The 22429-nt window shown below is 45.7% G+C and carries 20 protein-coding genes and 1 other RNA gene; 14 read left to right on the top strand and 7 right to left on the bottom strand.

Translation table 11 applies throughout. The features are described 5' to 3' along the window. Positions 1–94 precede the first annotated feature (94 nt). Both QZ938_RS01165 and QZ938_RS01160 read left to right on the top strand, forming a co-directional pair. Positions 95–841, top strand: a complete 747-nt coding sequence (locus QZ938_RS01165; RefSeq protein WP_293346507.1) for a dienelactone hydrolase family protein — start codon at positions 95–97, stop codon at positions 839–841. Between the two features lie 168 nt (positions 842–1009). Next, complete coding sequence (locus tag QZ938_RS01160) at positions 1010–1909, top strand: S1 RNA-binding domain-containing protein (protein ID WP_293148607.1); 900 nt, start codon at positions 1010–1012, stop codon at positions 1907–1909. Positions 1910–2126: 217 nt separating this feature from the next. Here the strand turns inward: QZ938_RS01160 and QZ938_RS01155 are convergent, their stop codons facing one another. Next, positions 2127–4298, bottom strand: coding sequence for a HAMP domain-containing sensor histidine kinase (locus QZ938_RS01155; RefSeq protein ID WP_293330189.1), 2172 nt, complete (start codon positions 4296–4298; stop codon positions 2127–2129). Between the two features lie 260 nt (positions 4299–4558). Next, positions 4559–5998 (bottom strand): phosphoribosylamine--glycine ligase, encoded by a 1440-nt coding sequence (gene purD / locus QZ938_RS01150; protein WP_293346510.1) that lies wholly within the window; start codon positions 5996–5998, stop codon positions 4559–4561. A 337-nt stretch (positions 5999–6335) separates the two neighbouring features. On the opposite strand from purD, the gene QZ938_RS01145 reads away from it, so the two are divergent. The 3 genes from QZ938_RS01145 to QZ938_RS01135 all read left to right on the top strand — a co-directional run bounded on the left by QZ938_RS01145 (position 6336) and on the right by QZ938_RS01135 (position 9531). Beyond that, complete coding sequence (locus tag QZ938_RS01145; protein ID WP_293148601.1) at positions 6336–7655, top strand: 5-(carboxyamino)imidazole ribonucleotide synthase; 1320 nt, start codon at positions 6336–6338, stop codon at positions 7653–7655. A 50-nt stretch (positions 7656–7705) separates the two neighbouring features. Further along, positions 7706–7893, top strand: a non-coding RNA gene (gene ssrS / locus QZ938_RS01140) — 6S RNA. A gap of 399 nt (positions 7894–8292) precedes the next feature. Further along, a complete protein-coding gene (locus QZ938_RS01135) occupies positions 8293–9531 on the top strand; it encodes a hypothetical protein (RefSeq protein WP_293346513.1) in 1239 nt (412 codons plus the stop codon). Between the two features lie 150 nt (positions 9532–9681). Here QZ938_RS01135 and QZ938_RS01130 read toward each other — a convergent pair whose 3' ends face one another. Together QZ938_RS01130 and QZ938_RS32965 are read right to left on the bottom strand one after the other, a co-directional pair. Beyond that, positions 9682–11151 (bottom strand): tetratricopeptide repeat protein, encoded by a 1470-nt coding sequence (locus QZ938_RS01130; protein WP_293346517.1) that lies wholly within the window; start codon positions 11149–11151, stop codon positions 9682–9684. Between the two features lie 128 nt (positions 11152–11279). Then, the gene (locus tag QZ938_RS32965) at positions 11280–11468 is read right to left on the bottom strand and encodes a DUF6753 family protein (RefSeq protein ID WP_363318751.1); all 189 of its coding nucleotides are present in this window, start codon (positions 11466–11468) and stop codon (positions 11280–11282) included. Between the two features lie 84 nt (positions 11469–11552). On the opposite strand from QZ938_RS32965, the gene QZ938_RS01125 reads away from it, so the two are divergent. Both QZ938_RS01125 and QZ938_RS01120 read left to right on the top strand, forming a co-directional pair. Further along, a complete protein-coding gene (locus QZ938_RS01125; RefSeq protein WP_293346520.1) occupies positions 11553–11978 on the top strand; it encodes a thioesterase family protein in 426 nt (141 codons plus the stop codon). 78 nt (positions 11979–12056) lie between these two features. After that, entirely contained in the window at positions 12057–12878 is an 822-nt protein-coding gene (locus QZ938_RS01120; protein WP_293346523.1) for a glutathione S-transferase family protein, read from the top strand. A 210-nt stretch (positions 12879–13088) separates the two neighbouring features. On the opposite strand, the gene QZ938_RS01115 is transcribed toward QZ938_RS01120, so the two are convergent. Both QZ938_RS01115 and QZ938_RS01110 read right to left on the bottom strand, forming a co-directional pair. Beyond that, positions 13089–13925, bottom strand: a complete 837-nt coding sequence (locus QZ938_RS01115; RefSeq protein ID WP_293148589.1) for an oxidoreductase — start codon at positions 13923–13925, stop codon at positions 13089–13091. A gap of 54 nt (positions 13926–13979) precedes the next feature. Continuing rightward, positions 13980–14156 carry a hypothetical protein gene (locus QZ938_RS01110; RefSeq protein ID WP_293148741.1) on the bottom strand — a complete coding sequence of 59 codons (177 nt, stop codon included), beginning with the start codon at positions 14154–14156 and terminating at the stop codon, positions 13980–13982. On the opposite strand from QZ938_RS01110, the gene rpmI reads away from it, so the two are divergent. The 7 genes from rpmI to QZ938_RS01075 all read left to right on the top strand — a co-directional run bounded on the left by rpmI (position 14080) and on the right by QZ938_RS01075 (position 20219). Then, a complete protein-coding gene (rpmI, locus tag QZ938_RS01105) occupies positions 14080–14277 on the top strand; it encodes a 50S ribosomal protein L35 (protein WP_293126590.1) in 198 nt (65 codons plus the stop codon). The two genes, QZ938_RS01110 and rpmI, sit on opposite strands and share 77 nt — an antisense overlap. 19 nt (positions 14278–14296) lie before the next feature. Then, on the top strand, positions 14297–14653 hold the full coding sequence (gene rplT, locus QZ938_RS01100; RefSeq protein WP_293148587.1) for a 50S ribosomal protein L20: 357 nt from the start codon (positions 14297–14299) through the stop codon (positions 14651–14653). A gap of 278 nt (positions 14654–14931) precedes the next feature. Next, complete coding sequence (gene tnpB / locus QZ938_RS01095) at positions 14932–16107, top strand: IS200/IS605 family element RNA-guided endonuclease TnpB (RefSeq protein ID WP_293346526.1); 1176 nt, start codon at positions 14932–14934, stop codon at positions 16105–16107. A gap of 105 nt (positions 16108–16212) precedes the next feature. Beyond that, positions 16213–16743, top strand: a complete 531-nt coding sequence (locus QZ938_RS01090; RefSeq protein ID WP_293148583.1) for a tetratricopeptide repeat protein — start codon at positions 16213–16215, stop codon at positions 16741–16743. Positions 16744–16981: 238 nt separating this feature from the next. Continuing rightward, positions 16982–17359 (top strand): response regulator, encoded by a 378-nt coding sequence (locus QZ938_RS01085; protein WP_293346529.1) that lies wholly within the window; start codon positions 16982–16984, stop codon positions 17357–17359. Continuing rightward, positions 17356–17964: a chemotaxis protein CheC gene (locus QZ938_RS01080; protein ID WP_293148579.1), complete on the top strand. Its 609-nt coding sequence runs from the start codon at positions 17356–17358 to the stop codon at positions 17962–17964. Before QZ938_RS01085 ends, QZ938_RS01080 begins: the two co-directional genes overlap by 4 nt. After that, the gene (locus QZ938_RS01075; protein WP_293148577.1) at positions 17961–20219 is read left to right on the top strand and encodes a diguanylate cyclase; all 2259 of its coding nucleotides are present in this window, start codon (positions 17961–17963) and stop codon (positions 20217–20219) included. The genes QZ938_RS01080 and QZ938_RS01075 overlap by 4 nt, the downstream gene beginning before the upstream one ends. Before the next feature lie 1049 nt (positions 20220–21268). Here QZ938_RS01075 and QZ938_RS01070 read toward each other — a convergent pair. Further along, on the bottom strand, positions 21269–22351 hold the full coding sequence (locus QZ938_RS01070) for a hypothetical protein (RefSeq protein WP_293346532.1): 1083 nt from the start codon (positions 22349–22351) through the stop codon (positions 21269–21271). Positions 22352–22429 lie beyond the last annotated feature (78 nt).

The raw sequence follows: 22429 nt of genomic DNA, 5'->3' as shown, positions 1-22429 counted from the left end.
ACTTCTCCTCTCTTCCTTCGTGCTCTTCGCGCCTTCGCGGTTCGTTTAAAAAAATCTCATTCACAAATCAAATAAAATTGCACTAAAACTCCCTATGACAAACCCAGAAATTCGCACAGCTAACGTCACAATTCCCAACGGAGATTTGCAAATCGCGGCTTACCTAGCCCAACCCGCCACAACAGGTCAATTTCCCGCTGTTATCGTTATTCAAGAAATCTTTGGCGTCAACGCACACATCCGCGAAGTTACAGAAAGAATAGCAAAGGAAGGATATCTGGCGATCGCCCCAGCCATTTATCAGCGCCAAGCCCCCGGCTTTGAAACCGGCTACACGCCCGAAGACATCAAAATCGGCAGACAATACAAAGAACAAACTACCGCATCCCAACTGCTGAGCGACATCCAAGCCGCCATCGATTACCTCAAAACTTTACCCTCCGTCAAACAGCAAGGTTTTGGCTGTATCGGTTTCTGCTTTGGCGGGCACGTCGCCTACCTCGCCGCGACTTTGCCCGAAATCAATGCTACAGCGTCGTTCTACGGCGCTGGTATCGCCACTCTCACCCCCGGTGGTGGAGCCCCGACGATCGATCGTACAGCGGACATTAAAGGTACTCTCTACGCCTTTTACGGCACTCAAGACGCCAGCATTCCCAAAGAACAAGTTGACCAAATTGTCGCAGAATTGCAAAAACACAGAATTCCTCACCGAATTTTCAGCTACAATGCCGATCATGGCTTCTTCTGCGACCACCGTGGCAGTTACGACGCTACCGCAGCAGCCGAGTCGTGGGAGGAGGTAAAGCAGCTATTTCAACACGAACTTCAACCAGCGTAGAGAGTTGAAGATAGTGTTTGTAGGGGCGGTGCCCCCGTGCCCGCCCCCGATGGGAAGAAGGGGAGAGTGGGAGAGTGGGAGGACATCTTCCTTCTTGCTTCAACAACAGACAACTGTCAACTAACAACTGACAACAGACAACTGAACAACTGACAACTAACAACTGACATGAATTCCAAATCTACAGGTTCTCAAAGCGCAAAAGCATCCTTTTCAATGGATGATTTTGCTAAAGCCCTCGAACAGCACAATTATGAGTTCCAGAAGGGACAAGTAGTGCGCGGCAAAGTGTTCGAGTATGACTCAAATGGCGCGTATGTTGATATCGGTGGCAAGTCTTCGGCTTTTTTGCCGATCGAAGAGGCTGCTTTGAGAACGGTAACGGATTTGTCGGAAGTCGTTCCGCTAGACGAGGAACGGGAATTTTTAATTATCCGCGAACAAGATGCAGACGGCCAAGTTACTCTGTCTCTGAAACAGTTACAAATTCAGCAAGCTTGGGAAGATTTAGTTGCATTGCAGGAAACTGGTAAAGTGCTTCAGGTGCGGGTTTCTGGGGCGAATAAGGGCGGCGTGACGGTGGATGTTGAGGGAATGCGCGGTTTTATTCCCCGATCGCACTTAGCCCAACGCGATAACATAGAATCGCTGATTGGTCAATCTTTGACCGTGAATTTCTTGGAAGTCGATCGCGAACGAGAAAAACTCGTACTTTCCCAGCGGATGGCCACTCAATCTTCTGCCTTAAATCAGTTGCAAATCGGTCAATTAGTCGAAGGAACAGTCAGCAGCATCAAGCCTTTTGGCGTGTTTGTGGATTTGGAAGGAGTTAGCGGTTTGCTGCACATCAAGCAAGTCAGCCAAAAATATATTGAGAACCTGGGACAAGTTTTTGCCCCTGGCCAACCCCTGAAAGCCGTGGTAGTTGACCTCGATCAAAGTCGCGGCCGAATTTCGCTTTCTACTCGGGTACTCGAAAATTATCCAGGGGAAATGGTGGATAAAATGGCGGATGTTATGGATACCGCAGAAGAGCGATCGGAACGTGCTAGAAAAACTCTTTCTTAGGTTTTGACAATTGTAAATGTCTAAGGTATGTAGTTGCGCTTCAGCGCTCTTGGTATATTAAATTTATCAAGAGCGATCGAGTGCAACTACGTATCTTTCGGAGGGCTAAAGCCCAACAACGTACCTTTCCGGAGGGCTAAAGCCCAACAACGTACCTTTCCGGAGGGCTAAAGCCCAACAACGTGCCTATTGAGAGCGCTTTCATCGCAACTTTCCATTAAACAGTTTTAGCAGCAGTCGAACTTGTTTCAGTCTCAGCCTGTGCTTGCACCGTCCAAGCATTTTCCATATCTAGCGCTTGTTTTGCCTGATAAACTGGTAAGTCAAACCAGAAAGTAGTACCCACATTAACTTCGCTAACTAAATTAATTTTAGTGTGGTGCTTGTCAATAATGTTTCTGACAATCGAAAGACCTAATCCCGTGCCTTCTAGAGTGTGGACTCGGTTTTCTACCCGGAAAAAGCGATCGAAAATTGCCTGCTGATCTTCGGGATCTATGCCAATCCCGGTATCAGAAATTTCGATCCGCACCACCGGAAAATGGCTGGTATTTGGTGGTAATTTGTGGGTTCCGGATGCGTCGTCTTCGCGTGGATGAGCATCCGACTCTAGGAAATAGGCTCGAATTGCCACCTTACCACCGGACTCGGTAAATTTTAAGGCATTTCCTACTAAATTTGCAAATACTTGGAGCAGCAAATCGTAATGACCTAAAGCTGGCGGCAAACAGGGGTCAACTTCTTGTTCTAATTCAATGCCTTTATCCTTGGCATTTAACTGATAAGTCCGCAGGGTTTGTTCGACAGCTTGGGGGAGGTCAACAGCGTCCAATTGATAAATTCGGCAGGATTCTAGGCGCGATAAGTCTAACACGTCGTTGACTAAACGAGTGAGGCGATCGGTTTCTCGATTGGCAATTTCCAGAAATTCCCGGCGTTCGCTTTCTAGAAGGTCTTCTCCGTACTCGTGGAGAGTTTCGATAAAAGATTTGATATTAAATAAAGGGGTTCTCAATTCGTGAGAAACATTGCTGATAAAATTGCTTTTAGCCTCATTTAGTTCGACTTCGCGAGTGATGTCCTGCACTGTCATGGCAATGCCTTTGAGACTGTCTCGGTACTGTCCGGAACCTTGATGCTTCGAGGTTTGCTCGTAGAATGTACACTCGATCGCGTTTGGGCGTTTTGACTCGGTACAGGTATTTTCCTCGTCGCGCACGCAGCTTTTGCACAGCGGTTCGGTGCCCGGGGCTTTGTGGAGAATTACGGTGGTTAGCAGAATCCGAATTGTGCGGTTGACTGGTTCGCTCAGAGTAATCCGAAATTCGCCGCCTTCGCGATCGCCCGCAGCAATTTCGTACAGGGGTCTTGCTAACTCGCGCTGCACTTCCGCAGGTAAAATATTGACGACGTTAATGCCGATCGCATTTTTACCTTCCCATCCAAAAATCCGCGTCCCCGTCGGGTTGACTAAAATCACCTGCAAATTCGCATCCAGCAACAGCGCCCCATCAGCAATAGTTGAAACCAAAGTTTCTAGTTTCGCTTTTTCCGCTGTCAACTCTTCAATATTTTGTTCTTCATAACTTTCTAATTTCTCGGCCATCTCGTTAAAACTGCCGATCAACTCGCCCAATTCTCCTCCCAAAGGCAGGTCAACTCGCTGCTTAAAATTCCCGCCCGCGATATTTTTGACCCCAAATACTAATTGTTTGATCGGGTGAGTAATTGTCAGCGCATTAAATACAGCGCCCAAAATCACCATCACCCAAATCGTGACAAATACTGCTAAAGTGACATCCCTGGTCAGATTTGAAGATATAACTGCTGCGGGATTGGGGTTAATGCCGATCGCCAAAACCCCTAAATACTTGTCCTCGTGAATTAGCGGCACAAATACGTCAGTAACTTCTCCGTCTGGCGTCAAGTGCTGCCGCACCAAAGGCAAAGAAGTTAAATTTCTTGCCTCAATGTCGGCGATAAAATTATCTGGGAGTTTAATTTGGCGCCGCAGTGTCAGGGAAGTACGCACCTCAGATTCCGAGAAAGGTATCCCCAGAAAAATATCTCCTGCTTCGTCGCCGTACAGCATATAGCGGACGCTGGAGGTGCTGCTATAAAATTGGCGGGAAAAACGGGCCACTTCGGAGCGATCGTTTTTTGCAATCAACGGCGCCACATTTGCCGCCAATAGCAGACCGAGGTCACGGCCGTAGCGAGTATCGTTAAGTCTGGCGTCTTGCTGAATAGTATTCACGGCCCAAAAAGTCAGGCCGCTCATAATTAACGAAACTACGAGGGTAGCACCGGCCATCAGGCGAGTCTGGAGGGTAAAATCCGACCACCAGCGGGCAATAATTTCTCCGATTTTGTTTAGTATGGCCAGCATTTGAGCAGTTCACCAGTTGAATATTAAAAGGAAGATTAATTGAGTTTGTGGTCGATCGATTTTTCTGCCGCGACTTGTCCGCTACCGCCACCGCAGATGTGCCAAACTTTATTGTGGCACTTCTACCTTGAAATTGCTCTGCTTTGCTGCGGTCAAAACCTGTATCCTCCGGGGTTTTAATTCTATCTTCTGCCTGGGGTAGTTCTACTATCCCCAGCGTGTCCAGCTTTCGGATAGTAGCGGCCAGCAGGCCGCAATTCCTAATTTCGATCGACACTGGGATCGACACTGGGATCGACACTGGGATCGACACTGGGATCGACACTGGGATCGACACTGGGATCGACACTGGGATCGACACTGGGCTCAACACTGGGCTCGACACTGGGCTCGACACTGGACTCAACACTGGCCTCGACATTTTGATGAGCCAGCGCCCGAAGGCCGATATCCCGGCGGCAGTAAACCCCTTCAAATTGGATGCAATCAACTGCTGCATAAGCTTTAGAGATAGCTTGTTCCAAAGTTTCTGCAACCGCCGTTACCCCCAAAACGCGGCCGCCCTCGGTCACCAACTGCTGGTGCTTCAACTGAGTGCCGGCGTGAAACACTTCTGCACCTTTGGCTTCAGCTTCCTCGATACCTGTAATAACTTTGCCTTTTTGATAATTTCCGGGATAGCCCCCAGAAGCTAAAACCACGCAAACAGAAGCCCCAGACTTCCAGCGAATGTTGGAATATTCACCCAGACGCTGCTGACAACAAGCAAACACCAAATCTTCCAGGGGAGTTTCCAAGAGGGACAAAACCGCTTGAGTTTCGGGATCTCCAAAACGACAGTTGAATTCTAAGACTTGAAGTTCTCTTTTCGGTGTAATCATTAAACCTGCGTAGAGGACGCCCCGGTAATCGATGTTGCGTTTTTGTAGCGCAGCGAGGGTAGGTTCAAGAATTTCTGCTTGAATCCTGTCCATGAGTTTGGGCGAGACAATTGGCGCTGGGGCGTAGGCTCCCATACCGCCGGTATTGGCTCCCTTGTCGCCTTCGCCAATGGCTTTGTGGTCTTGAGCTGCCAGCAGCGGTTCTACTGTGATACCGTCGGTGAGGGCGAGAATCGAGACTTCTTGACCGGTTACATATTCTTCGACGACGACTCGGAGGTTGTCGGTGCCGAATTCGCCTCTAAAAATGGTGTTGATGGCGCTGTGAGCCATTTTGACGGTGGTGGCAACGGTGACTCCTTTGCCTGAGGCGAGTCCGTCTGCTTTGATGACTATGGGTACTCCTTGTTCCACAACATATGCCTTGGCTGCTTCTGCGCCTGTAAATACGGCAGCTTTGGGTGTTGGGATTTGTGCTTCCAGCATCAATTCTTTGGCCCAGGATTTGCTGGATTCAATTTGGGCGCCGGCTTTGTTGGGGCCGAAAATCATCAGTTTTCGCTGTTGGAAGTAGTCAACGATGCCTAGCGATAGGGGCAATTCCGGGCCGACGATGACGAGTCCGATGTTGTTCACCATCACAAAGCGTTCTATGCCTTGGAAGTCGTCGATGTTGAGCGACAGATTTTGACAGCCTTTTGTGGTAGCTGTGCCGCCGTTGCCCGGAACGCAGAATACTTGTTTAATCCGCGTAGATTCTAGCAGTTTTTTTGCGATCGCGTGTTCGCGACCTCCGTTCCCCACAACCAAAACTTTCACAGTATCCTCACCTATAAATTTTGTTCCCTGAATGTCGCATTTTCAGTGTTTGCACCTGTCTATCTGCTTTTTGCAGTGCTGTCAATTATGCCATGCTTGGCGCTAAGGAATTGCTAGATGTGGCACTTTTCTGGAGGAGTGGGGAGCGATCGCTATTTGCCAAAGCCTGGGATCGTGCAATAATTCAAGACTTTCGCCGGCGATTTTTTATAGGTTCTGCCTCGATTAAATCGTGCAATTAGCTAAAAAAAATTGCTTTTAAATATTCAATATTTCTCATACATTCGGCTACAAATAGCGATAAAATAAACAAGTTGATACCAGGAATTTTACTCACATGAAATCTAATCAAACCGCTGCGAGTTCGCCTGCCAAATTGAAGCGGGTGGGCGTTGTCGGCGGCGGCCAGCTAGCTTGGATGATGGGAGAAGCTGCTAGCGCGCTGGGTATTGAATTGGTAGTCCAAACTCCTAATGGTGATGACCCGGCAGTTTCTGTTGCTGTGGGTGCTGTTTTGGGGGCTGTTGATGATGTTTTGGCTACGGCTTATTTGGCAGATGGCTGCGATGTTATTACTTTTGAAAATGAGTTTGTGGATTTGGATGGTTTGCGAACGCTAGAACAGCAAGGTGTGTTATTTCAGCCGAGTTTGTCGTCGCTTTCTCCTTTGTTGGATAAGTACGTGCAGCGCTGTTATTTACAAAGGTTGGGTTTGCCAACTCCCAGGTTTTGGGCGCCAGATAGTATGGCGGATTTGGACTTAGATTTGTTGCAGGAACCCCAGGGAAGGCAGATTGGAGCAGGGGCTGTGGGGCATGAACCTATGTGCGGGGAAGTTGCGATCGACAATTTAGCAATTTCTGTTTCCGACAGCACACAGATAGAACAAAACTCGGAATCTGGGCCGAGAGACTTTCCCTTTGTCGTCAAAGTTCGCCGCCACGGTTACGACGGCCAAGGTACTTTTATTGTTAAGGATCGCGAGAGTTTTGAGTCAATTAGCGCTACACTTAAAGGTCAGTCTTTGCTGGTAGAAGAGTTTGTGCCGTTCGATCGCGAGTTGGCTGCGATCGCAGCTCGATCGGCAACTGGTGAAATTGCGATTTACCCGATCGTGGAAACTCAACAGCAAAATCAGGTTTGTCGTGTAGTGATTGCCCCCGCCGATATTAGTTTAGAGGTGCAAACCGAAGCTTGTGCGATCGCCCGTACTCTCCTCAATAGCTTAGAAGCTGTCGGCGTATTCGGCATTGAATTATTTTTAACCGCCGACAATAAGCTGTTAGTCAATGAAATTGCCCCCCGCACCCACAACTCGGGACACTTTACAATCGATGCTTGCAAAACTTCACAATTTGAACAGCATTTGCGCGCAGTTTGTCAACTGCCTTTAGGTAATTGCGATCTGAAATGTGCAGGTGCAGTGATGGTAAATTTGCTGGGCTACGAGTCTGCGGAGTCAGATTATTTAGAGAAACGAAAACAACTGGCACAAATTAGCGGCGCTTTTGTACATTGGTATGGTAAGAAAGTATCGCGCCCGGGCAGAAAACTGGGTCACGTTACTGTCCTCTTCGACGGGGACTTGGGGGAGAATGAAGGAAAGTCGGCTAGTGCGATCGCTCAAACCATTGAATCTATCTGGTATGCAACTTAACTTGCTTCAAGCTTGCCAAAATTTGGTTAGTTGCTGTATATTGAATAAAGGTTCTACTGCGACGTTGGTGACTGCCAATAATGTTTTTTTGATCTATAACTCTTAACTCTCGGGAATCAAGATGTTTGGACAGCAGTAAACTGGGCTTGTACCCAGAAACTTTAAGTCCGAGCCAACGGTGCCCACCTGGTAAAATACCAGGTCAAAAGCTGAGGTAAGACGGCGTTGCGGTGAACCCTTAAAATATTGATTGAGATAGGCGCTAATATGGCTAGCCTATTTTTTTTATGGGGAATGGGGCATTGGGAATTGGGAATGGGGAATTGGGAATGGGGAATGGGGAATTGGGCATTTTTGACTCTTCGACTACGCTGAGAGGACGAACAACTAACCAATAACTAATAACTAACAATACTTCGGAAAGTTTTTTAACGGCCCTGTAAGCCTTACGGAGGAAGCCCTGCCATTTTTAACGGATTTTCTGAAACTTAGCGCTGAACTTAAACCTTGAAAAAATAGTCCAGCATATAGCCAGCAAGGGTTTAGGACACTAGACTAGATCTAAAACTGTCCGAAGTATTGATACCAGGTTATGCTAACATAAGATTTAGATGCGTTCGCCCTGGAGGCAAGAATTGTGGTTACAGAAAGGGAACTTATTTGTCAGTTGAATTACGGAACTGAAACTGTTATGGCGGATGTGGTTATTTCCCAGTCCGACGACTGCTCTGTTATTGCCACCATAACTCCGCATCAACAGATTAGTTTGATTTCTTCAAACGTAGATTGTTTTATAGAAAGTATTCCTAATGGTTTATCTTCACTTTTGCTCAAAAGAACACCCATTACAATTTCAAAACAAAATATCCAGTTAGAAGCGAAGTTAGGTTTAGCAGAGCTTGAATTGCAGAAGCTTCGTCAAGATAGAGATATAGTTTCAGTCATAATGTATTTAACTAACCTCTTTGATCCATATTATTACAAAGAGGGTAGCAAATTTTATATTAATATTCCAGAGCAGCAACCAGTTGTATTATCGGCTCACACAGAAGGAAAAATATCGCATATTGCTGAAGTTTCTGAAATACCATACTCTGATTTAGAGAAGATCAAAAAGTTGGTTGATTCAATATGCTGGCTTTGTTCTTTCGCGTCTGGACGGCTTTCCGCAGTTGCCAGAATGGAGGTATTACGTAACGAAGAGCTTATCTCCCAGGAACTTACATCTGTTGATACCACACTAAACCAAGGGTCTAAAGTCATCTTTGATGTAGACGATCTAACCCAGTTCATTGAACACAGCTATAAATACTATCAGGAGAGTGTTACCAAATACAACCTGAATAATTTAATTAACTTAGGTCTTCTGGCTAAACATACACCTTATATAGAGGTTCAAACTCTATGGATGTGCAACTTTTTGGAAGTCCTGCGCTATAACTATGCACTAAATATTGGCTATCCCAAAGGAGATTTTACCAGAGATCAGAAAGATAATTTCTATTTAGTCACTAATGGAAGAAGAAATGGAAGAAGAAATGGAAGAAGAAATGGTTCAGCTTCTTTTCAAGAAATATTGAAACACTTCTGTGACAAAAATAGGCTCACGGGTTGGCATAGTCGTTTCAAAGATATTCGCGATAAGATCGTACATACTGGGAATATAACTGCCTCAGATCATCGGGAAAAAATCCAAAAATATAAAGACTTACACCATTTCTGCGATCGAGTGATACTTGCTCTTCTCCAATGGGATTGTGCTGGAGTGAGGCTTACTTTTCCCCAATGTGATGTAGTCTCAGGTCCATACATACCGATAAATTGCCTCCAGAATCCAGAATCTTTAGTAGTTAACCGGGTGGCATTTACTAGATAAGGCAAGAAGTTTACAAACGAGTTATGGGCAGCGAGGAGTTACATAAATGTAGAGCGGAAAAGTTGTATGAAAGTAGGAAAAGCAGAAAATTGCATATTTCACAATAGAAGTGTTAACTCTATTGGAAAGCAGGTTTTGCCTGATGTAACTTCAGACACTCTGCCATAAAAAACAAGCTAATCCGAGACAAATTAGAGCTATAAACCAGATTCCAGAAAGTAAGAGAACTGCGCCTAAAGATCCAACCCCTAAAGCAATCAGTTTCTTAACTTTGTTTTCACTACTATAGTCGGATGGATTTTCAAAATTCGTTAAGCTTGAACTACTGGAGGGATTGGATTCGAGGGTTTTCTCTTGTTCTACCTCTACTATAAGTATAATTTTCTTTTCCAGTTCTAGCCAACATTTATTAGGATCAACTTCTACTCCTTTACACTCAACATCCCACTGATTCTCAATCGAGTAAAACACAGCCATATAATTACTAGCTAACCAAGGATCGCTTGATGCTGAACGTACATTTGGATAGGTTCCATTTAATTTTTTATAAGCAGCGAGACAAGCCTTTGTGCAAACAATAAACTCTTCTAAATGCTCTTTTACAAGCTCATAACTTGCAGGTTTTGGTGACAAGCTTTTGTCAGTGGAGTTAACCATTGGAAGGAGACACCAGATATTTTTAGACGGGGTATCTAAATCTTTTTCCAATTGTGCCCCGATAGAGAGATTGTTTCCTACTGGCATACACTGTAGCAAAGCACCATCTTCTGGAAAAATTTGTGTTATACAGCTTGCTTTAGATATTCTTTTGCCACCTTTTTTCAGAGCCTCAGTTAAATCTTCTTGATTTTTGAAAGAATCATACACAGATTCTAACCTTGGTTGCTCAACTAGATCGTAATCTCTACAACCGAGAAGATTCAGAAAAGCATTTGCTCGAAGGGCTGACTGCCTATTGTTCTGGTTAAGAAAAAGATTTTGGGTAATCTTGCCATCCTGTACAGCCTTTTGAATATCCCCCAATTGATAAAAGGTAGTAGCCCTATTCATATAAGCATCCGCGTAATCAGCTTTAAGTTGAATAGCACGGGTGTAGTCTTCCAGAGCACTATTATGTTCACCTAGCTCATTTTTCATATAGCCTCGGCTGTAGTAAGCTTCAGCATAATTAGGATCTAGCTGGATTGCTGCACTTAAGTTTTTTATTGCTGCCCTTAAATCACCCCTCTGAAAATCAAGACTAGCTCGGTTAAAGTAATCCTTTGAATCAGTGCTAGAAATTTTAAGATTTGCGGTTACTAGAACACTTTGACCACACCCAGAAAAAGCCACAAGAATTTGCTCAGATGGATCTGTTATTTCATCCATCTTTGCTTGTACCAGGCGAATAATCTCCCTATCGTTATTAGCAAATTTAGGTAAGTCGCTTCTCGGAACATAAGCCAACTCTGATATGTCAATGTCAATACAGTTGTTTTCATCTAGATGCACACCCACGAAAATCAGACCAATTCCATGATCGTGATAGCCTTTTTGAGCAATTTTCGTAAAGCTATCCTTCGCACCATAAACCATCGTCTGGGCGTATTGTTCTAACTGCTCTTTAGATACAAGAGACATATTGACACCTCAATCTCCTAGAGTGTTTTGTTTGATTGTCTTATTAACTCAGCTAAATATCTAACCTGAACTTAAGGTAGTATTACATGAGTAAACCAATCCTATCAAAGCACCAATACCCAACGTTGTCAACAGGATACCCCCCGCCCGCGTTCATAAGTCGCCAGAGTCTTATTAATCCGTCCCACCCAATGATTGCACGCTAACTCAAAATCCTCTGGTTTCGGACTTTCTTGAATCAGCATCTTCAATCGACCAGTAGCCAACAAAATCAAAAAGATCGGGTCAGTTGGCTCAATTTTTCCCTTACTCGTCACGCAGATCCGGAGGCTCTGGCTCCAATTTTCCTTGCCAAGCGAGGTAGGTTTTAAATCATTAAAAATAGACTAAGAGTACCCAAAATGCAAGCATCCTGCGAACAGAAAAGACCTTTGGAAATAGAATTAAGCTTTCCCGTACAAACTTACGATATCGACTTTGCGGGAATCGTCAGCAATATTGTTTACATCCGCTGGTTAGAAGACTTGCGAATCGCACTTGGTGCTGCTTATTTCCCCATCCAAAAAATGCTGCAAAACGGCGTAGCTCCGATGCTGATGAAAACAGCAATTGAATACAAGCAGCCGATTAATATTTTCGATAAACCAACTGGTAAAATGTGGATTAGTAAAATGAAATCGCTTAAGTTAATAATGGAAGCTGAAATAATTGTAGCTGGTAAAGTCGCTGCGATTGCCCAACAATCTGGTTGTTTTATTGAACTGTCAACTCGCAAACCAGTGCCGATTCCATCTGAGTTTTCTCAAGCATATTTTGCACAGCAATAAATCGATAAATCTTTAGCCAAAATACTGTTTGTATTAAGCACTTCAGTCCTTTAATTTTCCGGACTAGAAATAATGCGAATGTCCAAAAAACTGCAAACATTCACAAATCTCAATTACTTTATGAATCATTCAACAGTTTCCAATACCGAAGTTGTCCGCCTTATCACCATCCCCATCAGCCACTACTGCGAAAAAGTTCGCTGGGCGCTAGACTTGCTAAAAATTCCCTACGTTGAAGAACAACACGTACCTGCTTTTCACCGCTCTGTTACCCGCAAATACGGAGGTAGCAGCGTTCCCATATTAGTTGCTAAATCTGGTATTTTTACCGATTCAACCGATATTTTGCATTATCTCAATACCCTAAGTTCATCAGATTTTTGCTTGTATCCAGAACAAGCTGAATTGCGTCGAGAAGTCGAAGAATTGGAAGAGTTGTTTGATACGAGATTGGGGGTAGATATTCGCAATTGGGGATATTATTATCGATTGGATAATCGCCAAACAATGCGAAAAGCTTGGTGCAAGGGGACGCCCCTGTTTGAGCGAGTGGGATTTGAAATAGCCTTTCCGTTTATTAGCGCCAAAGTGCGGCAACTCTACAGCATTACAGCAGAGTCAGCAGCCCTTTCGCTGCAAGGGATTCGGGAAGTTTTCGAGATAGTTAATCAAAGATTAGCAGACGATCGCCCTTATTTAGCTGGCGATCGACTATCGGCAGCAGACTTGACTTTTGCAGCATTAGCTGCTCCTGTGTTGCAGCCTCGCGAACATCCGGTTTTGGTGGCTAAAATTGAGGAATTGCCGATCGATATGGCAGCGGTAATTAAAGAATTGCAGGCTACTGTTGCCGGAAATCACGCACTCCGCTTGTACCGAGAGCAGCGCCAAGTTTACTAATGATACGACTTGTACCACAGGATTTTTAGCCTGGATCGGCAACGAATATTCACGATTTTGCCTGCTGTCTTGCTGTCTTTGCTGCTGCGATTAATTTGTTGTACAAAAACGGATCTGTAGACTGTAGCGGTTGAAGCATCGCATCAAATTTGGCTTCTTCTGCCTCCATATAAGCATCGATTTCAGTACGATTGGCTCAGATGCACCTTCCTACTGCCGTGATGCTGCTTGTTTTATGATGAATCGCATAAAGCGATCCATCATAGCGTCACTCGCAAACTTGCGAAATGTAACCAAAAACTTAGCTCCATTTCCTGCTGCATATCGTGCTTTCGGTTTCTCTGCTTTGAGGGCTTTTGATATTGTATTTGCGATCGCTTCGGGTTCAGAAGCAACCTTCTCATCATTGCTGAGTGCTAATAATTTTGCTCCAGTTTGAGCCGCCTTTGCATAGACAGTATGACCGGACATCCGCATCAATTTTTCGATCGCAATCGAACCCCATTGCGTTCTAATTGGTCCCGGTTCAACAATGATTACGTCAATCCCAAAAGGTTCAAGTTCAAGTCTAAGACAATCACTGAGTCCTTCCACAGCAAACTTGCTGGCGTGATACCAGCTTCCAAGCGGTTCGTAGATTTTGCCGCCCACAGATGTAATATTGACAATTTTTCCAAACGACTGTTCGCGCATCTGTGGGATCGCTAACTGTGTCAGCCTTCCCAGTCCAAAAACATTGATTTCAAATTGATGTCTTGCCTCTTGCATCGGAATATCTTCTAGAGCACCGTAAGAACCGTATCCAGCATTGTTGATTAAGATGTCGAGTCTGCCGCATTCACGAATGATGCGATCGACTCCCGATTTCATCGATTCGTCTTGGGTGACATCCAATTCAATAATTTTTGCACCTCTGGCTTCTAGGTGTTTCAATTTATCGATGCTTCGTGCAGATGCGTATACGCAGTAGCCATCCTCAAGTAGTTTCTCAGTCGTCGCCTTACCGATTCCACTTGAAGCACCTGTAATTAGAACTGTTTTCATCATTTTCACGCTCTCTATGTCGAGATCGTAACCGATCGCCCATCCACACAGCCAAGATTAGCCGATCGCCCATCCCGATCGATCGTCGCAAATCTCGCTTGCAGAAAGTACCACAAACGTGATACAGTTGAAGCTTGTGTCCAAATAACACCAGTCCATGCCAAAACTCAAAACTCGCAAAGCAGCCGCAAAGCGCTTTAGAGCGACCGGCAGCGGAAAAATTGTGCGCCGCAAAGCTTACAAAAGCCACTTGCTTTCACACAAAAGTTCAGCTCGCAAAAGCCGTCTCTCTAAGCTGGTCGTCATCGATGAGACCAATGATGGTAACGTGCGGTTAATGCTTCCATACTTGTAAAGTTTAACGGAAATTAAAGATGACACGGGTAAAACGCGGTAATGTCGCCAGAGCGCGCCGCAAAAAAATTCTCAAATTAGCCAAGGGTTTCCGCGGCGCACAGTCCAAACAGTTCCGCACAGCTAACCAACGGGTGATGCAAGCCCTGCGAAATGGTTATCGCGATCGCAAAAAACGGAAACGCGATTTCCGCCGCCTGTGGATTGCTCGGATCAATGCTGCATCGCGCCAACACGGCACGAGCTACAGCAGACTGATCGGCAACATGAAGAAAGCCAATATCGAAATCAACCGCAAAATGCTGGCACAAATGGCAATCATTGACCCCGCAACATTCGGTAAAGTCGTGGAAATGGCAAATCGAGCCGGATCGTGAAAGCTTGAATAGTTTTCCGACAGAAGAAAGCAGAAGTAGGAAAGATTTAGCTATCTGCCAGAGAAGGAAAACTCCTGATAAATCTAGGAGGTTGAGACTCATTTTCCTTCTTTGTTCTTACTTCTGGATTCTTGATTTTTCAGAAATTGCGATCGGGCTAGTCGATCGCCATTTTCGTCTTTTTATCAGAAGAATGGGTTTAAAACCCCGTCTTTTAAGACGGCTTTGTATTTAATCTTTTTCTATGTTACCATAGTATTAGTAGTTTGGTAAGCAAAATGCTAAAAGCCTTCAAGTACAGAATATATCCGACCAGTGAGCAATCCATTTTGCTTGCGAAGTCGTTTGGCTGTGCAAGATGGTTTTACAACTACACGCTCAATCTAACGTCTGAAACCTATAAGCAAACAGGGAAAGGATTAAGTAGAAATGAAATAATCAATCTTCTACCTTCTCTTAAGAAAGAGTACGAATGGCTGACAGAAGCACCATCACAAGCCCTGCAGCAAGCAGCCTTAAATCTTTCTAGTGCTTTCCTTAACTTTTTTGAAGGTAGGGCTAAATATCCTAACTTTAAGAAAAAGCGGAATAGACAATCTATTAGATTTCCTCAAGGATGTAAATTAAAAGACGATATATTGAGATTGCCTAAAATTGGTGATGTTCATTGTAAAGTCTCAAGGCAACCAGAAGGGACTCTAAAATCTGTCACGGTTTCAGTTAATCCATCGGGGGAATATTTTGCAGCCTGCCTCTATGATGATGGTAAAAATTTACCTGAAAAATCATCAGAAGGAAAGGCGATTGGGATAGACGTTGGTTTAACCCATTACGCTATTACATCCGATGGAACCAAGCATGGGAATCCTAAATATTATCGAAAATATGAAAAGAAGTTAGCTAGGAGACAAAAGCAACTAAGCCATAAGCTTAAAGGTTCTAATAACCGTCATAAAGCTAGGATTAAAGTTGCCAAGGTTCACGCTAAGATTGTCCGATGTCGCGAAGATTTTATACACAAACTAAGTCGTAAATTAGTTGACGAAAATCAAGTCATAGTTGTAGAGAATCTAGCAGTTAGAAACATGGTGAAAAACCACAAACTAGCTAAATCAATTAGTGATGCTGGTTGGGGAGAATTTTGTACCATGCTGAAATACAAGTCGGAATGGGAAGGAAAAACCTACATCGAAGTAGATAGGTTCTATCCCAGTTCTAAGACTTGTAATAACTGTTTAAATCGCGTGGATAGCTTGAGTTTGGATATTCGTAGTTGGCAATGTCCTAAATGTGGAGAAAACCATGATAGAGATATTAATGCTGCTAAGAATATTCTCTATGAAGGTTTACGAATTTTGGCGGTAGGGCATACCGTTACTGCTTCAGGAGGGAGAGTAAGACCGAGTAAAGGCACTGCTTTTACAAGGCATCTCCCTGTGAATGAAGAATCCTAGCCGTTTACGGCGGGGAGTGTCAAATAGTTGCCAAGGCAAATCTCACAGATTGCTAACAGATTAAAATAAATAAAACCTTCCACAAACCAACTAACATAAAAAAACATGGATAGTAATTTGCTGATTGTTTACCTGTCAGTTTTGTTGGCTATACTCGGCGGCAGTGCCTGGTTTATTGTGCGCCAGATTTTCAAAACTCGGAAGCTGGAAATGTCTTTGGAACGCTTAGAGAATAAGCTGACCATAGAAAAAGGAACAGCACAGGAATACTACGAGTTAGGCAGTATCTATGTAGATAAGAAACTTTACTCCCAGGCGATCGTACTATTTCAAAAAGCTCTGAAAAGCCAAGAATTAGCAGGCGAAGAAGATCTAGCATTTCTTTACAACGCCCTAGGTTTTGCCCACTTCGGCCAAGAACAGTACGACATCGCGATCCGTCAGTACAAAGAAGCCCTGAAGTTGCAGCCCGACTACGTTACATCTCTCAACAATCTCGGTCACGCCTATGAGCGCAAGAAATTAACCGCTCAAGCCTTGGAAATGTACGAACAAGCTCTTACCTGCGATCCAGAAAATGCCACTGCTAAAAAGCGAGTAGAGTCCCTCAGGAAGCGTTTGGTAATCTATAATTGAGGGCCGGTGTTACGAGCAATACAGATCCCGCAAACCTGGTTTCATTCAGAAACCGGGTTTTTTCTTCCCATAATCAAAGAGACTCGACTATCGAACACCTTAATGCGTTAGTTTTTAAGAACAGGAATTCACCTAATGCGAGCGATCGCAGGCGATCCCAACAGTTTAAACTACTGTCAAGATCGAAGCAGTGCCTGCAACATCGGTCAGTCCTAAACAATTGAAGGAGGAGAACGTAGTGACATCAATTCTCGTTGTCGAAGATTCGTGGTTGACTCGCAGGGTAATCTGCAAAATCCTGCGAGCAGAAGGATACGAGACTTGGGAAGCATCGAGCGGCCCGGAAGCTCTGGAACTTCTGGCCGCTAAGACCCCAAACTGTATGCTCTTAGATTTGCTGATGCCAGAAATGGAAGGTCGCGAAGTCCTGCAAGCCATGCGCGATCGAGGATATAACATTCCAGTCATCGTCATTACCGCAGATATTCAATCAACCACCAAATCCGAATGCATGGAACTCGGAGCCCTGGCAGTAATTCACAAAATGCCCAACTCAGACGAACTGATCGGGTGGATCAAAAAAGCTCTCAGTGCCAGCGAGGAGAGCGCCCCATGAAATTAAGCGCTCGACAGCTCGATGCTTTGCAGGAACTCGTCAACATCGGGATCGGTCAAGCAGCAGGGATTTTGAACGACATGATCGAATCTCCCATTCGCTTGCAAATTCCCTACCTCCAAATCCTGTCTCCAGCCGACGTGCAAACAGAATTAGAGCAGCACCTCAACGGCGAACAAATTTCCGCCGTCCAGCTCAAATTTACTGGTTCCTTTGGAGGCATTGCCCAGCTAGTCTTTCCCACCAACAGTGCGGCCACGCTCGTGACCATGCTGACTGGGGAAGAAGCTGGAACTCACGACCTGGATTCGGTCAAAATTGGTACGCTGAGTGAAGTAGGAAATATTGTAATCAACGGGGTCATGGGTGCAATCAGCAACGTACTTCAGCAGCGCCTGAACTACTCAATTCCCAATTACACGGAAGGGACGATCGCTACTTTGCTCACATCTGGCGGTTTGGCTGCTGATACAGTGGTTTTATTAGCCCAAACCCGTTTCATTATTGAAAGGCTTCACATTGAAGGAGATATCATCCTCATTTTCAATGTCAGTTCCTTTGACGCCTTGTTGGCTGCGATCAATCAACTTGCCGGGGGTCTATGATCGAGGAGAGCAAAACTATTGAGGAAAAGTTTGGAGTTCTCGACAGTGTACCAGTCGGCGCCTGCCTGCTGCGAGATGATTTTGTGGTGCTGTTTTGGAATGCCTGTCTGGAAGACTGGACGAAAATAGGGCGCGAGCAAATGTTGGGAACCAAGATCACAACTCATTTTCCTCACCTGAGCCAGCTCAAGTACGCAAATCGCTTCCAGCAAATCTTTGCAGGAGGCCCGCCAACAATTTTTTCTTCTCAAATTCACAAGCACCTGATTCCGGCAACTTGGCAAGAGGGCCAGCAGCGCATCCAGCAAACTACTGTGACGGCTGTCCCTGCACTTTCACCGGGCGTTGCAGAACTGAATATTCCCAACTTGATTCGATCGACTGTGGAGTTGGAACCAGATGGTATGGTGCGACAAGGAGATTCTGTTGGTGTCGGATTGCCATCAAACTTTCGGGATTCAATTTCGCCTTACGGCTTTATCCCACCAAACTGTCAATCGTTTTACGCCCTGTTGGTAATACAAGACGTAACCGACCTCACCCACCGCATCCAAGCTTACCGCACGATGCGAGATCAAGCTTTGGAAGAAGTGGAAGTGCGCCAGCGGGTGGAAGCAGAATTGCGCGAGAGCCAGCATTTCATCCAGCAGATTGCCGATGCGGCGCCTTATTTACTATACATTTACGACTTGACCGAACAGCGCAACGTCTATGTCAACGGTCAAGCTTCTAAGCTGCTAGGCTACACTCCCCAAGAAATTTTACAGATGCAAACAGCTTTGTACTCCAGTTTGGTGTACCCAGAAGATTTGCCGAGGCTATCAGCCCACCTGCAAAAATTTCCCTCAGCCGCAGACGGGCATATTTTGGAGTTGGACTATCGGCTCCAACACCGATCGGGCGAATGGCGCCACTTTCGCTGCCGCGATCAAGTGTTCGCCCGCACAGCAGAGGGTAAGCCCAAACAAATTTTCGGCACCGCTCAAGATATTACTGAGTACAAGCAGGCAGAAGAGGCGCTGCGACAGCAAAACGAACGGGAACTGCTGATGGCGACGATTACTCAGCACATCCGCCAGTCTCTAGATTTGGGCGAAGTGCTCAGCACGACAGTGACAGAAGTGCGCCAGTTCCTTCAGGCCGATCGAGTGATGATCGTCCGCTTTAACCCCTGCACGGGCAGTCACTGCGCCACACCCGCAACGGGAGCGGTGACAGTGGAATCTGTAGCACTCAACTGTCGGCCGATGCTGGGAGAAACCCTGGAAAATTTCTGTTTTGACGAGTTCTATCTTGAAGCCTACCAACATCGGGCGATCCGACCGATCGCGGATGTCTCCACCGCCGATTTGCCGCACGATCAAATTGACTTGCTCGCACAATTTGAAGTCAGAGCTTATTTGGTAGTACCGCTAGTGCAAGGGGAGGAATTGTGGGGACTGCTGATGGCTCACCAGTGCAGTCCCCGACAGTGGATGCAGTTGGAAGTCGAGTTATTGTCTTCTCTGGCAGCTCAGTTGGCGATCGCGATCAAACAAGCAGAACTCTACCAGCAGTTGCAAGCAGCAAACCTCAAGTTAGAGCGTTTAGCAACTTTAGACGAACTCACGCAGCTAGCAAACCGCCGTCGGTTCGATCAGTATTTAGACAGGGAGTGGCACCGACAAGCGCGGGAACAAACACCTCTGTCCCTAATTTTGTGCGATATTGATTCTTTTAAAACTTATAACGATACCTACGGACATCCAAAGGGAGACGAGTGTTTGCGGCAAGTCGCCCAGGCGATCGGCAAAGCAATTAACCGCCCTGCCGATTTAGTAGCTCGCTACGGAGGCGAAGAATTTGCCGTTATTTTGCCGAATACGGCGAGTGAAGGGGCCGAGCTGGTAGCCGAACACATACAGCTCAAAATCGCAGCTTTACAGATTCCTCACGCTGGTTCTCAGGTGAGCAACTACGTCACTGTCAGTCTTGGGATAGCGACTATGGTTCCTATCTCTGAATCCGAAGCCTCTATGGTGATTGACGCAGCCGACGCAGCAGCGAGTACGGTTCCTGCATCTAAATCCCCAGCCTCGATATTGATTGACGCAGCCGACGCAGCGCTGTACCAAGCCAAAGATCTCGGGCGCGATCGCATCCAAGTTTACCAACCAGACCCTCCCACAGCCAAGACCAACGGCACAGCCCCTCCCGTGCGCCCGGTTGACTTTTCCCGACCCAATACTAATTTCCCCTCACCCACAAGCGCTTGACTTCTGCCAATATTTGTGAATTCGGCATAGACACTGACCCGAATCCGGCACTAATACCATTAAATATTTTAGATTAAATATTTTAGATTAAATATTTTAAATTAAATATTTTAGAATGACTTATGACTATCAGGCTTTGGAGCTTGCCTACAGTTACATTCTTTTTTTAACCGCTATAACTTCGACACCGGAGACATTTTTATTCTAGCATTTTGGAACCAGCTTTGGTAAGAAAAAGTCTCAAATATAATCCAATACGGTTTACTTAAGGCAGATCCCCCCTAACCCCCCTTCCCAAGAGGGGGACAATAAAGCTCTTAAGTCCCCCTACAACCAGGGGGATGCGAGGGGGATCTCCGGGGCATAAAAAGTGTTAAGTAAACCGTATTGAAATATAATCAGTTTTTTCTGACAATTTTAGTGACTTTATACCATTTTTTTAAAGTTATGACAGACTTTAGCAAACAGGGAAAGTGGATAAATTACAATGTCTTGTCGTCCTCGATCTCTATCGGATCTTGAGAAAAATGGTACGATCACTTGTTTGACCGAGAATGCTCCCAGTATAGATTAAAGTTTAATATCAAGTCCGCTGCTACCGGACTTGTATGGTGGGCTTCGATCGCAATTAGCAATAGAACAATGCCACCAATGAAAGAAAGTTAAATCAGTAATTAAGTCTTGTTGTTGAATTAAGCCCTGACAGCGATGAAATATTACCTCTTCGGCTACCCATCTTCTAGCGTTCCAGCCAGATCGTATGGTATCAAGTGAGATCGATCGGGTCGGATGCCTAACCGTAGTTGCCTTCAACTTCTTCTACTGAAAGATGTGATTCAACAACCAGACGCTTGACCATAATTGTACGATCGCACGCTATATTCACCACACCGCCATTATAGCCAGGACGGTGCTACCGGACTTGATATCAGTAAAATTCAAAAAAGTCAAAAGTAATAAAGCTTTCAGTAAAAACAAGATTTTTTACTTTTGACTTTTGACTTTTGACTTTTTAGCACATCGAGTATCAAACTCAAAACTCAAAACTCTTAAGGCGCTGCCGCCGCCCTGCGGTTGGCAACAATCAGATTTGCCTGATACTCTGCCGCTTTTTGCTGAGCCTTTGAATGGTTGGGGCTAGTTGACGGCACGGCTCTCATAAGCTGAACCGCTTTCTGCCATTCGCTTGCTACCGCAATCCACTCTGCTTGAGATTGAGCCGTCTGTGCCAAAACTGCCGCCTTCTGAGCGTTGTTAACGCCTTCCCTCCAAGAGTCAGGCTTAGGCGCGGCGGCTTTTGGTGCAGGAGATGCTGCTTTTGGCGCTGGAGATGCTGCCTTGGGCGCTGGAGATGCTGCCTTGGGCGCTGGAGGTTTGGGAACAGGGCTCCCGGGCGCAGCAGCAGTAGTGGGAGCGGCTTTTGGTGCAGGAGGAGATGCTGCCTGTGGGGCTTCCCCAGATGCGCTGGGAGATGGAGATGTGGCTTTAGACGCAGGAGATGTGGCTTTTTTGGGGGAGGGCGAAGCTGCTTCGGGGGCGCTCGGTTCAGGGTTCGAGCCGCCACCGAAGGGGAAATTTCCAGTCAAGTAAAGCGCTGCGATCGCCCCCAGAGGCACTAAGATACCCACAGGTATTGCCCATTTTGGGAATTGTTTTTTCGGAGGGGGGGCTACATCTTCGTCTTCGTCTTCCTCGTCGTCTTCCTCGTCGTCTTCCTCGTTGTCATCTGGATCGAATTGTCCCTCTTGATAATAGTCTTCGCCATCCGGTTCGACATCATCTAAACCTACAGAGTCGTCAGGCATTCCAGTATCCGAGGCATAAAGCATTGGATCTGCGGGCATCAGATCTATTTCATCTTCCCACGCAGGGGAGCCGTCACCTGTGCGACGCCCGTAAACTTTGACAGTGTGAATTGATTCGACTCCCAAATTCGTCATCCCGCTGCGGATGAAATCCACCAATGCCATTTGACTCGGTACTTTGCCTGACTCCAGAGTTATGTGGAGGCAGCCGTTGTCCCGCGTCACATCGGCGTTGATGCCTTTGGGTTTGAGTGTACGGTTGATGCTAGATGCGATCGCTTTTGGATCGCCCTGCTTCAGAAGTTCCCGCAGGTTCTGTTGTGTCATGGTAGCGCTCTTGTTTTTTTTGGGGGGAGTGGAGAGCCGACAAATAATATTAATCGATCGGCGTTAGGCGGCGGACAA

Source organism: Microcoleus sp. CAWBG27, from assembly GCF_020883145.1.
GTDB lineage: Bacteria > Cyanobacteriota > Cyanobacteriia > Cyanobacteriales > Microcoleaceae > Microcoleus.
This window is presented reverse-complemented; position numbering and strand designations above follow the sequence as displayed.

Bases quoted from the DNA above. Each gene is read 5' to 3' on its own strand.
- QZ938_RS01160 (WP_293148607.1), top strand. From the start codon at position 1,010: ATGAATTCCAAATCTACAGGTTCTCAAAGCGCAAAAGCATCCTTTTCA.
- rplT (WP_293148587.1), top strand. From the start codon at position 14,297: ATGACACGGGTAAAACGCGGTAATGTCGCCAGAGCGCGCCGCAAAAAA.
- QZ938_RS01070 (WP_293346532.1), bottom strand. From the start codon at position 22,351: ATGACACAACAGAACCTGCGGGAACTTCTGAAGCAGGGCGATCCAAAA.
- QZ938_RS01125 (WP_293346520.1), top strand. From the start codon at position 11,553: ATGCAAGCATCCTGCGAACAGAAAAGACCTTTGGAAATAGAATTAAGC.
- QZ938_RS01115 (WP_293148589.1), bottom strand. From the start codon at position 13,925: ATGATGAAAACAGTTCTAATTACAGGTGCTTCAAGTGGAATCGGTAAG.
- QZ938_RS01080 (WP_293148579.1), top strand. From the start codon at position 17,356: ATGAAATTAAGCGCTCGACAGCTCGATGCTTTGCAGGAACTCGTCAAC.
- QZ938_RS01075 (WP_293148577.1), top strand. From the start codon at position 17,961: ATGATCGAGGAGAGCAAAACTATTGAGGAAAAGTTTGGAGTTCTCGAC.
- QZ938_RS01130 (WP_293346517.1), bottom strand. From the start codon at position 11,151: ATGTCTCTTGTATCTAAAGAGCAGTTAGAACAATACGCCCAGACGATG.
- tnpB (WP_293346526.1), top strand. From the start codon at position 14,932: ATGCTAAAAGCCTTCAAGTACAGAATATATCCGACCAGTGAGCAATCC.
- QZ938_RS01120 (WP_293346523.1), top strand. From the start codon at position 12,057: ATGTCCAAAAAACTGCAAACATTCACAAATCTCAATTACTTTATGAAT.
- QZ938_RS01155 (WP_293330189.1), bottom strand. From the start codon at position 4,298: ATGCTGGCCATACTAAACAAAATCGGAGAAATTATTGCCCGCTGGTGG.
- QZ938_RS01165 (WP_293346507.1), top strand. From the start codon at position 95: ATGACAAACCCAGAAATTCGCACAGCTAACGTCACAATTCCCAACGGA.
- QZ938_RS01145 (WP_293148601.1), top strand. From the start codon at position 6,336: ATGAAATCTAATCAAACCGCTGCGAGTTCGCCTGCCAAATTGAAGCGG.
- rpmI (WP_293126590.1), top strand. From the start codon at position 14,080: ATGCCAAAACTCAAAACTCGCAAAGCAGCCGCAAAGCGCTTTAGAGCG.
- QZ938_RS01090 (WP_293148583.1), top strand. From the start codon at position 16,213: ATGGATAGTAATTTGCTGATTGTTTACCTGTCAGTTTTGTTGGCTATA.